Below are 10,012 nucleotides of genomic sequence, written 5' to 3'. Positions count from 1 at the left end.
GGGGGGGGGGAGGGGGAGGGGGGGGGGGGGGGGGGGGTGGGGGTGTGTGGGGGGGGGGGGGGGGGGGGGGGGGGGGGGGGGGGGTTGGGGGGAAAACCCCCCCCCCCCCCCCACGACCCACGCAACCCGGCGCTTACTTCTTCTTGGTCACCCAGATGGTGATGGTCGCGGTCACGACGGGTCTTCCGTTCGTGTCCGTGATCGTCACCGGCACGGGGAGCTCGAAGCCCTCGTCGCCGAATTCCGGCAACTCCGGCAGTTCGGCGACCGCGCGCAGGCCCGTCTCGGCCTTCGCCACGTAGGAGACCGTCATCCCCTTTGGCAGCCAACGATGCGTCGTCGGAACGGTCGCCTCGGCGAGCATGCCCATGGCGATCTCGGCGAGGTTGCATGCCGCGATCGCGTGAAAGGTCTTGATGTGGTTGTGCACCCCCCACCACTTCGGGGACGTCACCTCGCACCGGCCGGGACGCAGGTCGCGCACCATCGGGAGCACCGTCCGGAAGTACGGCACACGCAGGCACATCGCCGCCGAGAACAGCTTCTTGCCGACCGGCGTGCCCGCCAGCCGGTTCCACATCGCGTAGGTCGGGTTCTGCGCCATCACGGTCTCCTCATCATGTTACTCGCCAGTAGCATAACCGGGCCGCAGGCTATATTCGCAACGTGGCACATCGGCTCTTTCTCCTCCGGCACGGTCAGACCGAGTGGTCCGTCAACGGACGGCACACCGGACGCACCGACATCCCGCTCACGACCGCAGGCGAGAGGCAGGCCCGCGCGGCGGGCGCCACCCTGCGCGCGGTGCTCGGCGGCTCTCCCGCCCTCGTCCTGTCCAGCCCCCGCACCCGCGCGCTGCGGACGGCCGAGCTGGCCGGGCTGCGCGTCGACGAGGTCACCGAAGAGCTGGCCGAATGGGATTACGGCGACTACGAGGGCGTCAGCACCCCGGTGATCCGCGAGACGGTTCCTGGATGGACGGTCTGGTCGCATCCGATCCCCGGCGGTGAAAGCGCGGAGGACGTCAACGCCCGCGCGGACAAGCTGATCGAACGCGTCCGCGAACCGCTCGGCGAGGGTGACGTGATCCTCGTCGGCCACGGCCACTTCAGCCGCGTGCTGGTCGCGCGCTGGATCGGCCTGCCGTCGACGGCGGGCGTCCACTTCGGACTCGACCCGGCCGGTGTCGCGGTGCTCGGCGACGAACGCGGCGAGCCGCAGATCGAACACCTCAACCTGCTCCCCACCACAGAGGACTGACCGTGGCCGACCACCACATCCGGCGCGTCCGCGAAGAAGACGTGGACGCCGTAGTCCAGCTCGTCTACGACCTCGCCGAGTTCGAACGCGCCCCGGACGAATGCCACCTCACGCCCGAACAGCTGCGCACGGCGCTGTTCGGCGAGGCTCCGGGCCTGTTCGGGCACGTCGCCGAGGTCGACGGCGAGATCGTCGGCTACGCGCTCTGGTTCCTCAACTTCTCCACCTGGCGCGGCGTGCACGGCATCTACCTGGAGGACCTCTACGTCCGCCCCGAGCAGCGCGGCTCCGGCCTCGGCAAGGCGCTTCTGGCGACTCTCGCGGCGGTCTGCGTCGAGCGGGGCTACGCCCGCCTCGAATGGTCCGTGCTCAACTGGAACCCGGCACAGGGCTTCTACAAGTCCCTCGGCGCGGTGCCGATGGACGAATGGACCGTCGACCGCCTCACCGACGAGCCTTTGAAGGCGCTGGCCGCCCAGTCCTAGCGAGGAGCAATTCAGGTCCGCGGCTGAGCGAAGGCGTAACTCGCGTGATCAGACACGTAACTCACGTGACTGGACGCCGCACTCGAAGATACGGCCTCCAACACGCGAGTCCCGTCTCCGATCACGCGAGATCCGTGTCCAAGCACGCGAGATCCGTCTCTGATCACGCGAGTGCGGCGCCGCGTCACGGTTGTCAGGAGTCGCGCTCCTCGCGTTCGCGACGCGCCGCACGACCCGCGGCTCCGTCGCGCTCGGCGGCCTCTTCCTCGCTCTCGCCCTCCTGCATCCCGAGCGCCCACGCGCGGGAAGGGCGGCGGAACAGCAGCGCGATGACGGCGACGCCGATCAACGCGAGCGGCACTCCCCACAGCGGCTGCCCGGACGGGCCAGCGCCGTACCAGCCGACCCCCACCAGGATCAGCGCGACGACCACACCGGGCGACCTCGCCCACGTCTTCCCCATCACCAGCCCGGCCGCGCAGGCCAGCGTTCCGGCGGCGAGGACGAGGTAGTAGGCGACCTCGGCCACGAGGTTCTCCGGTCCGGCCTGGCCGTTGACCAGGAGCAGGATCGCGAACACGATCAGGGCGAGCCCCGGCAGCGCGATGACGGCCCCGGCGAGGCGGACTTCACGGGGCGCGGGCGAGAGCTTGTCTGCGATGGACACGGCGAAACAGCCTTCCAGGCTTCCGGTCACGGCACTCCACCAGGGCGGGTCACCGTACGTGAGCACTTTCGATCGTATGCCACCCGGTCGGCCGGTTTCCCCTGACCGCCGGATGGGAAGAATTGGGGGCGTCGTCGATGAGCGGGCGGTCGGCCCGGGTGCACTTGTCACGACACGCTGTCCTTCACCGGCGGTGAGGAGGGACGCCCGCCACAGGGGTCATACGGTGCTGCTCGAGGACGTCCGTGCCATATGAGCTTCGCGTCACCTGACGCTCCCCTCTTCGGGCGAAAGAGGCTTACCCTGCGGTATGTGCGTGCCATCCTCGTCGTGAATCCCCAGGCCACCTCGACCACCGCCGGTGGCCGTGACGTGCTGGCGCACGCACTGGCCAGCCAGGTCAAACTCGACGTGGTGGAGACCGACTACCGCGGCCACGCGATGGCCGTGGCCCGGTCCGCCGCCCGTGACGGGATCGACCTGGTGGTCGCCCACGGCGGCGACGGCACGGTCAACGAGGTGGTCAACGGCCTGCTCGCGGACGCCGACGGCGATCCGGCGAAGTTCGGCGACGTCCCCATGCTCGGTGTCGTGCCCGGCGGCTCGGCGAACGTCTTCGCCCGCGCGCTGGGGATCGCGCACGACCCCGTGGAAGCGACCCATCAGCTTCTCAACGCCATCGAGAACGACCGGAGCCGCAAGGTCGGCCTCGGGATCGCCGACGGCCATTGGTTCACCTTCAACGCCGGCCTGGGCTGGGACGCCGACGTCGTCGGCCGGGTGGCCAAGCGACGGGGCAAGCAGACCACCGCGGGGCTTTACCTGAGGGCCGCCGTGGTGTCGCATCTGCGGCCTCCGCTCGGCCGTCCACCCCTCACGGTCCGGATCCCGGGTGAAGAGCCCACCGAAGTGCTGACCGCTTTCGTGTCGAACACCGATCCGTGGAGTTACCTGGGAGACCGTCCCGTCCACCTGAACCCGGGCAGTTCGTTCGACACCGGATTGGGCCTTTTCGCGTTGAACGGTCTCGGATTGCCCACCGTGGTCAAGCATGTACGGCAGGCATTGCTCACGAAGAGCAACCAACGCGGACGACGTCTCCTTCGTCACGATGACCTGCCGATGATCCGCATAGACGCTGCTGAACCGGTAAACTTCCAGGTGGACGGCGACCTCGTCGGCCAGCGGAAGAGGGTGGAATTCTTCAGCGTCCCGGAAGCACTGACGGTAATCGTCTGACGACCGGACCACTGATCGCCTGCGGCAAAGTACGACCTGCCGCTCATCGACGCAGAACCTCCACTCACCGCATCGGCCTTCCCATCGCAAGGCTGTTTCGGAACGAAACCGCAGGTCAGAAGCGTCGCTCGGCCGGGTGAGCTGACTCACCGATCTTTGGAAAACCCTTGTCGAAACGGGTGCTTCGTGAAAGCATTCACAAGCACCCAAAAAAACGACCGCCATGACGACTATGGCGCGGACTACCGCGCCGTTATGAAGGAGCTCAGAAACATGGACTGGCGCCACGACGCGGCCTGCCGAGACGAGGACCCCGAGCTGTTCTTCCCGGTGGGAACCAGCGGTCCTGCTCTGTCGCAGGTAACGCAGGCGAAGGCCGTGTGCCACCGCTGCACCGTCGCTTCCGACTGCTTGGCCTGGGCATTGGCCAGCGGGCAGGACGCAGGCGTGTGGGGCGGGATGAGCGAGGACGAGCGACGGGCCCTGAAGCGCCGTCGTACGCACATCGGCACGCGTACCTCCGCCTGAGTCTTTCGGACTCAGCACGCTTCATCGCATTACTCACAACTGAGCAAGACCCCAAGCTTCGGGAAACTCCTGCGGCGCAGTGGCTGTACGGCCATGCGTTGCGAGGTAGCACGTACCCGACTTGAGCTTAACAAGCGAGGCCGACACGCCCTCACGGGGGTATGGCTTCACCGGACTTTTCCAAGTCCTCCCGCGGAACCGTTACAGGGCCGGCGCCCTCTTTCTCTTCGGGCGCCGGCCCTAAAACGTGTCCGGGTGAGACTGTCCACAAGGGACGATTAAACGCGACAGTCCATTCCGGACGCTGTCACAGCCGTCGCGACAACGGGATCCGCAAGGCCGCTTCGGTTCCCGCCCGGCGGCCGCCGGCCTCCTCGGCTTCCCCGCGCAGTCCACGAAGCGACAGCGATCCGCGCAGTTCCGACTCCACGAGGGTCCGCACGATCTGCAACCCGAGGCCGTCGCTGCGTTCCAGCGAGAAACCCGAGGGCAGTCCGCGCCCGTTGTCGCGGATGACGACGTCGAGCCAGCGAGCCGAGCGTTCCACCTCGAGTTCGACCTTGCCCGGCCGTCCGTCGGGGAACGCGTGCTCGATGGCGTTCTGGACCAGTTCGGCCAGCACCATCACCAGCGGCGTCGCGATCTCGGCGATGACGACGCCGAACGAGCCCTTGCGCGAAAGCCCGACCTGCGATTCGGCCGTCGCGACCTCACCGACCATCGGGAGGACGTTGTCGAGCAGCTTGTCGAGATCGACCCGTTCGTCCACCGAGATGGACAACGCCTCGTGCACCATCGCGATCGAAGAGACCCGGCGCACAGACTCGCCGAGGGCGAGCCGCGCCTCTTCGCTGGAGGTCCGGCGTGACTGGAGCCGCAGCAGCGCGGCGACGGTCTGGAGGTTGTTCTTCACCCGGTGGTGGATCTCGCGGATGGTCGCGTCCTTCGAAAGGAGGGCGCGGTCACGGCGCTTCACCTCGGTGACGTCGCGCACCAGCACCAGCGCGCCCGCGGCCTGCCCGGCGGGGCGCAGCGGCAGCGCACGGAACAGGACGACGGCGCCGCGGCGGGAATCCGCCTCCGTACGACTGCTGGGCTTGCCGTCGAGCGCTTCGATGATCCGGTGCGACACCTCGGTCGCGTCGAACGGGTCACGGATGAGCGAGCGGGTCAGCGGCGCGAGGCGCTGCCCGACGAGATCGGATTCGTGCCCCATCCGGTGATAGGCCGACAACCCGTTCGGGCTGGCGAAGACCACGGTGCCGGTCGGGTCGAGGCGGATCAGGCCATCGCCGACGCGCGGGCTGGTGTGCGTGTCCGTCTGGTTCCCCGGACTGGGGAAGGTGCCGTCGACGATCATCTGGCACAGGTCGCCCGCACTGCCGAGGTAGGCGATTTCGAGCGGGCTCGGCACCCGAGAGGCGGCCAGGTTGGTCTCGCGGCTGAGGACGGCGATCACCCCCGTGCCGGCGAACACCACCGGGATCGCCTCGCGGCGCATCGGCAGGTCGCGATACCAGTGCGGATCCTCTTCGCGGCAGATCCGCACCTCACGGCTCGCCTTGGCCAGCTGCGGATGCTCGTCGACGGTGAACCGGGAGCCGACGACGTCCTCCGGATGGGCGGTCGGCGCCGTCGTCGGGCGCGCGTGCGCGACGCAGACGTAGTCGCCGCCGTCGGGCTGCAACTCCTCCGAAACGGCGACCCAGAGCAGGAAATCGGCGAACGACAGGTCGGCGAGCAGCTGCCATTCGGCGACCACGGTCTGGAGATGATCCGCGGCTTCACCGGACAGGCCGGTGTTCTCCGCGAGCAGATCGGCAAGGGTGGACACGTCCCCATCCAAGCAGGGTGAGGGCCGCATGACACACTGGAGAGGTTGACCCTGGCCCAGCGGTGTCGTATCACCCCGCGAGGGCCACTCGGACGAGGAGTGAAAAATGTCGAAGCGCGCCCGCAAGCGTCGCGACCGTAAGAAGAACGGCGCGAACCACGGCAAGAAGCCCAACTCCTGATCATTCGATCAGACGGCGAAGGCCCCCGCACCGATCCGGTACGGGGGCCTTCGTGTGTCCTGAGTGGCCTTACGCCGTGTCAGTCGAAGGTCTGCTCGATCTTGACCTCGGTGCGCTCGATGGTGATCGCGCCCTTGGTCTGCACGGTCTGGCGGATCGAGGCCCGCAGCCGGGACTTGAGTTCGTCCGGCGCGTGGTCGCCGCCGCACTTACGGGCGAGCAGCTGCTTGATGTGCTCGTCGATGCCGTACTCCTCGAGGCACGGCGGGCAGTCCTCGATGTGCTTGCGCAGGGCGGCGTCACGCTCGGCGCTGCACTCCTTGTCCAGCAGCAGGTAGATGTCGGCGAGGGCTTCCTCGCACCGGACCTTGTCGTCCGCGCCGGAGCAGTAGTCCTCGCTCATCGCCCCGCCACCTCCTGTTGTTTGCCCGCGCGGATGAAACCCCGCTCGCGGGCGACATCGGCGAGCAGGTCACGGAGCTGGGCGCGGCCGCGGTGCAACCGGGACATCACGGTGCCGATGGGCGTGTCCATGATCTCGGCGATCTCCTTGTACGCGAAACCTTCGACATCGGCGAGGTAGACCGCGAGGCGGAACTCCTCGGGCAGCTTCTGCAGCGCTTCCTTGACGTCGGCGTCGGGCAGGTTGTCCATCGCCTCGACCTCGGCCGAGCGCAGCCCGGTGGAGGTGTGATTCTCCGCCTTGGCGATCTGCCAGTCGGTGATCTCCTCGGTGGGCTGCTGCACCGGCTGGCGCTGACGCTTGCGATAGCCGTTGATGTAGGTGTTCGTGAGGATGCGGTACATCCACGCCTTGAGATTCGTACCCGCCTTGAAGGACGCGAAGGCCGCGTACGCCTTCAGGTACGTCTCCTGGACGAGGTCCTCGGCGTCGGCGGGATTCCGGGTCATCCGCATGGCGGCCGAGTACAGCTGGTCGAGCAGGGGCATCGCGTCCCGCTCGAAGCGCTCGGCCCGCGCGGCCGTCTCTTCGGCGTCCGTGCCCGTGTCCGGCGCGGGATTCTGCGTGCTCGGCAAACCGTTCCCTTCCCGATCGGCGTCGATGCGCTTGTGCGCATGAGACGACGTCGAGTTTACGCGGGGACGGATCACCTGGCCGCCCGGCGTGCGCGGGATCAGGATTCGGGGAGCTTCGAGTGTGGTGGACACGTGCCTTTCAACAGTGCGTCCCGGCCGGGCATTCCCGGCGCGCTCGTAGACTCCGCCCATGGCAGGCAAGGGAACCCCGGCGACGGCACTGCTGGCGAAGCAGAAGGTGGCGCACATTCTGCACGCCTACGACCACGATCCGCGAGCCGAGTCGTACGGCCTCGAAGCCGTCGAGGCGCTGGGACTCGATCCCGCGCGCGTGTTCAAGACACTGGTCGCCGAGGTCGACGGGAAACTGACCGTCGGCGTGGTCCCGGTCACCGGCCAGCTGGATCTCAAGGCGCTCGCGGCCGCCGCGGGCGGCAAGAAGGCGAAGATGGCCGACCCCGCCGCCGCACAGCGCGCGACGGGATACGTGCTCGGCGGGATCTCGCCGCTCGGGCACCGGAGCCGGCTGCCGGTGGTGATCGACGCTTCGGCGGAGAAGTTCGAGACTGTGCACTGCTCGGCCGGGCGCCGCGGCCTGGAGGTCGAACTCGCCCCCGGTGACCTGGTGCGGCTCACTGGCGCCGTCGTCGCTCCGATCGCGAGCTGAACACCTCCCGCATTTCGTCCTCTGAATGCGGTAGTTGCACGCGCAAGGACCGCATTCAGAGGACGAAATGCGGGAGGAGTAAACCGGGAACTCACCCTCCCGAGGGAGGGAGCTCGGTCCGCAGCGGGAAGATCACGCACCCGCGTTCGGGAATCGTCATCGGCGAGCGAACGACGATTCCTGGGAGCGACGAAATGACCAAGACCGTGTCCGGCGTACCGAGATGGGCGAACCTCGCCGCCCACGCGACATTGCTGGTGACGTTGCCGTCGGGGCTGTGGCGGGTCGCGATGGGCCTCGGCCTCCCGGTCGGGTTCACCGCGCAGGGGCTGGACGAGTTCGGCATCCCCGGCTGGGGCCAGGCCTACGTCTTCGGCCTGAGCCTGCTCGCCGAAGCGCTGGCGTTCCTCACCCTCGGACTGGTCCGGCCATGGGGTGAGGTGTGGCCGCGCTGGATCCCGGGGCTGCGTGGCCGCCGGATCCCGCCGCTCGCGGCGATCCTCCCGGCCGCCGCGGGAGCGATCGCCCTGATCGCGTTGAGCGTCCAGGCACTGTTCGGCTGGGCGGAGGCCGGTTCTTCGATGGCATCGGGGAGCTGGGAGGACTCGCCGATCTACGGCATCGTCATGGCGGCCTGTTACGCGCCGCTCCTGCTCTGGGGCCCATTGGTGGCGGCCGTCACCGTGCATTACGCCCGGCGGCGGCTCTCAGGCGATCGGCCGCAGCACACGCTCGAGCCACTCGCCGGCCGCGCGTGACACGCCTTCCAGGTCGGCGCTGAGGTTGTGGTCGCCCTTGAGCACCACGATCTCGTGATGCGGGCCCGCCTTGGGCAGGCCGAACGGGTCACGCTCGCCCTGGACGACCAGCGTCGGGACCTCGACGGCGTCCAGCTCGCCCTGACGGGACTTTTCCGGCTTCCCCGGCGGGTGTTCGGGGAAGGCCAGGCAGAGCACCGCCACCGCCTGTCCCGCCGCGGCGGTCCGGCAGGCGACGCGGGCCCCGGAGGACCGGCCGCCGAAGACGATCGGGAGAGCGTCGAACCGTGCGGAGATCTCGTCGGACACGGTGAGCCAAGCGGTGTCGAGTTGCGTGGCGGGCGCGGGAGCGCGGCGGCCCGCCACCCGGTACGGCTGTTCGACGAGCGCGACGTGGACACCGGCCGCCTGCGCCGCCCGAGTGACCGCGACCAGGTCCTTCGCGCCGATCCCGCCGCCCGCGCCGTGGCCGAGCATCAGCACCGCGATGCCTTCCTCGGCACAGTGCAGCTCGGCCCGCGCGGGACCGTAGGCGGTGTCGATCTCCAGTTTCGTCATGACTTCGGCACGTCGAAGAGCGCGCTTTCGGCGGCGGGTTCGACGCGGTCCAGCAGTTGCGGGCCGTTGTTCCGGACGTTGTTGACCAGGCTGGACACCGGCCGCAGCTCGATCGTGTCGACCAGGTCCTCGGCGGGCGGGACGAGCAGGTCGGTGACGTCGGGCCGGTCGGGGTCGAGCCAGGTGTCCCACTTCTCCCGCGGCATCAGCAGCGGCATGCGGTGGTGGATGTCGGTGAGCCTGCCGACCGAGTCCGTGGTGATCACGGAGAAGGTGATCAGCGGGTCGGCTTCCTTGTCGTCCTTCGACCGCCAGGTCTCCCAGATACCGGCGAACGCGAGCGAGCCGTCACCCGGGCCGGTCATGAAGAAGGGCTGCTTCTCCTTGCCGTCACGCCGCCACTCGTACCAGCCGTCGGCGGGGACCAGGCAACGCCGCGCGGAGACCGCCTTCTTGAACGACGGCTTCTCCTTGGCCGTCTCGGCACGCGTGTTGATCATCTTCGAGCCGACCCCGGGGTCCTTCGCCCAGAACGGGACCAGTCCCCAGCGCATCATCCGCAGCGACCGGACGGCGGGCTCGTCCTCGAGCACCGCGCCGTCGGCGTCCCGCGGATGTCGTTGCACCACGGTGGGGACGTCCTTGGTCGGCGCCACGTTGTGATCGGTCCGGACCCGGCCCTCGGTCAGGTCCACGGCGGCGAACTCGTCGATCAGCGCCGCGGGATCCTTGGTCGCGGCATAACGCCCGCACATGCGAAAACCTCCCTGATCGACAGTCATCGTTACACGCCGGCC

14 protein-coding genes are annotated in these 10,012 nt (G+C 68.6%); 7 read left to right on the top strand and 7 right to left on the bottom strand.

Translation table 11 applies throughout. The features are described from left to right. Nucleotides 1–133: 133 nt before the first annotated feature. A complete protein-coding gene (locus ACZ6DT_RS09200) occupies nucleotides 134–604 on the bottom strand; it encodes a hotdog fold domain-containing protein (RefSeq protein WP_465591058.1) in 471 nt (156 codons plus the stop codon). A 62-nt stretch (nucleotides 605–666) separates the two neighbouring features. Between ACZ6DT_RS09200 and ACZ6DT_RS09195 the strand changes: the two genes are divergently transcribed. Then, nucleotides 667–1,260 carry an acid phosphatase gene (locus ACZ6DT_RS09195; protein ID WP_465591055.1) on the top strand — a complete coding sequence of 198 codons (594 nt, stop codon included), beginning with the start codon at nucleotides 667–669 and terminating at the stop codon, nucleotides 1,258–1,260. A gap of 2 nt (nucleotides 1,261–1,262) precedes the next feature. Further along, nucleotides 1,263–1,745, top strand: coding sequence for a GNAT family N-acetyltransferase (locus ACZ6DT_RS09190; RefSeq protein ID WP_465591053.1), 483 nt, complete (start codon nucleotides 1,263–1,265; stop codon nucleotides 1,743–1,745). Nucleotides 1,746–1,938: 193 nt separating this feature from the next. Here ACZ6DT_RS09190 and ACZ6DT_RS09185 read toward each other — a convergent pair whose 3' ends face one another. Continuing rightward, complete coding sequence (locus ACZ6DT_RS09185; protein WP_465591050.1) at nucleotides 1,939–2,442, bottom strand: hypothetical protein; 504 nt, start codon at nucleotides 2,440–2,442, stop codon at nucleotides 1,939–1,941. Between the two features lie 282 nt (nucleotides 2,443–2,724). Here ACZ6DT_RS09185 and ACZ6DT_RS09180 point away from each other — a divergent pair, with 282 nt between their 5' ends. Further along, nucleotides 2,725–3,651, top strand: a complete 927-nt coding sequence (locus ACZ6DT_RS09180; protein ID WP_465591047.1) for a diacylglycerol/lipid kinase family protein — start codon at nucleotides 2,725–2,727, stop codon at nucleotides 3,649–3,651. Between the two features lie 273 nt (nucleotides 3,652–3,924). After that, nucleotides 3,925–4,179, top strand: a complete 255-nt coding sequence (locus ACZ6DT_RS09175) for a WhiB family transcriptional regulator (RefSeq protein ID WP_037306843.1) — start codon at nucleotides 3,925–3,927, stop codon at nucleotides 4,177–4,179. A gap of 307 nt (nucleotides 4,180–4,486) precedes the next feature. Here the strand turns inward: ACZ6DT_RS09175 and ACZ6DT_RS09170 are convergent, their stop codons facing one another. Beyond that, nucleotides 4,487–6,013, bottom strand: coding sequence for a sensor histidine kinase (locus ACZ6DT_RS09170; protein WP_465591044.1), 1,527 nt, complete (start codon nucleotides 6,011–6,013; stop codon nucleotides 4,487–4,489). A gap of 106 nt (nucleotides 6,014–6,119) precedes the next feature. Between ACZ6DT_RS09170 and ACZ6DT_RS09165 the strand changes: the two genes are divergently transcribed. Continuing rightward, nucleotides 6,120–6,194 carry a 50S ribosomal protein bL37 gene (locus ACZ6DT_RS09165; protein ID WP_369299112.1) on the top strand — a complete coding sequence of 25 codons (75 nt, stop codon included), beginning with the start codon at nucleotides 6,120–6,122 and terminating at the stop codon, nucleotides 6,192–6,194. 79 nt (nucleotides 6,195–6,273) lie between these two features. On the opposite strand, the gene rsrA is transcribed toward ACZ6DT_RS09165, so the two are convergent. Continuing rightward, nucleotides 6,274–6,597, bottom strand: a complete 324-nt coding sequence (gene rsrA / locus ACZ6DT_RS09160; protein WP_465591041.1) for a mycothiol system anti-sigma-R factor — start codon at nucleotides 6,595–6,597, stop codon at nucleotides 6,274–6,276. Continuing rightward, on the bottom strand, nucleotides 6,594–7,232 hold the full coding sequence (locus ACZ6DT_RS09155; protein ID WP_465591836.1) for a sigma-70 family RNA polymerase sigma factor: 639 nt from the start codon (nucleotides 7,230–7,232) through the stop codon (nucleotides 6,594–6,596). The genes rsrA and ACZ6DT_RS09155 overlap by 4 nt, the downstream gene beginning before the upstream one ends. A gap of 190 nt (nucleotides 7,233–7,422) precedes the next feature. Here ACZ6DT_RS09155 and ybaK point away from each other — a divergent pair, with 190 nt between their 5' ends. Next, nucleotides 7,423–7,899, top strand: a complete 477-nt coding sequence (gene ybaK, locus ACZ6DT_RS09150) for a Cys-tRNA(Pro) deacylase (RefSeq protein ID WP_465591038.1) — start codon at nucleotides 7,423–7,425, stop codon at nucleotides 7,897–7,899. Nucleotides 7,900–8,093: 194 nt separating this feature from the next. Continuing rightward, complete coding sequence (locus tag ACZ6DT_RS09145) at nucleotides 8,094–8,657, top strand: hypothetical protein (protein ID WP_465591035.1); 564 nt, start codon at nucleotides 8,094–8,096, stop codon at nucleotides 8,655–8,657. Here ACZ6DT_RS09145 and ACZ6DT_RS09140 read toward each other — a convergent pair. Further along, entirely contained in the window at nucleotides 8,607–9,215 is a 609-nt protein-coding gene (locus ACZ6DT_RS09140; protein WP_465591032.1) for an alpha/beta hydrolase family protein, read from the bottom strand. The two genes, ACZ6DT_RS09145 and ACZ6DT_RS09140, sit on opposite strands and share 51 nt — an antisense overlap. After that, on the bottom strand, nucleotides 9,212–9,970 hold the full coding sequence (locus tag ACZ6DT_RS09135; protein WP_465591030.1) for an SOS response-associated peptidase: 759 nt from the start codon (nucleotides 9,968–9,970) through the stop codon (nucleotides 9,212–9,214). The genes ACZ6DT_RS09140 and ACZ6DT_RS09135 overlap by 4 nt, the downstream gene beginning before the upstream one ends. Nucleotides 9,971–10,012: the final 42 nt, after the last annotated feature.

The sequence above is a fragment of the Amycolatopsis sp. NPDC041971 genome (assembly GCF_055588925.1).
This window is presented reverse-complemented; position numbering and strand designations above follow the sequence as displayed.

Excerpts from the sequence above, each read along its gene's own strand:
- ybaK (WP_465591038.1), top strand. The coding sequence starts at position 7,423 with ATGGCAGGCAAGGGAACCCCGGCGACGGCACTGCTGGCGAAGCAGAAG.
- ACZ6DT_RS09175 (WP_037306843.1), top strand. The coding sequence starts at position 3,925 with ATGGACTGGCGCCACGACGCGGCCTGCCGAGACGAGGACCCCGAGCTG.
- rsrA (WP_465591041.1), bottom strand. The coding sequence starts at position 6,597 with ATGAGCGAGGACTACTGCTCCGGCGCGGACGACAAGGTCCGGTGCGAG.
- ACZ6DT_RS09200 (WP_465591058.1), bottom strand. The coding sequence starts at position 604 with ATGGCGCAGAACCCGACCTACGCGATGTGGAACCGGCTGGCGGGCACG.
- ACZ6DT_RS09140 (WP_465591032.1), bottom strand. The coding sequence starts at position 9,215 with ATGACGAAACTGGAGATCGACACCGCCTACGGTCCCGCGCGGGCCGAG.
- ACZ6DT_RS09135 (WP_465591030.1), bottom strand. The coding sequence starts at position 9,970 with ATGTGCGGGCGTTATGCCGCGACCAAGGATCCCGCGGCGCTGATCGAC.
- ACZ6DT_RS09145 (WP_465591035.1), top strand. The coding sequence starts at position 8,094 with ATGACCAAGACCGTGTCCGGCGTACCGAGATGGGCGAACCTCGCCGCC.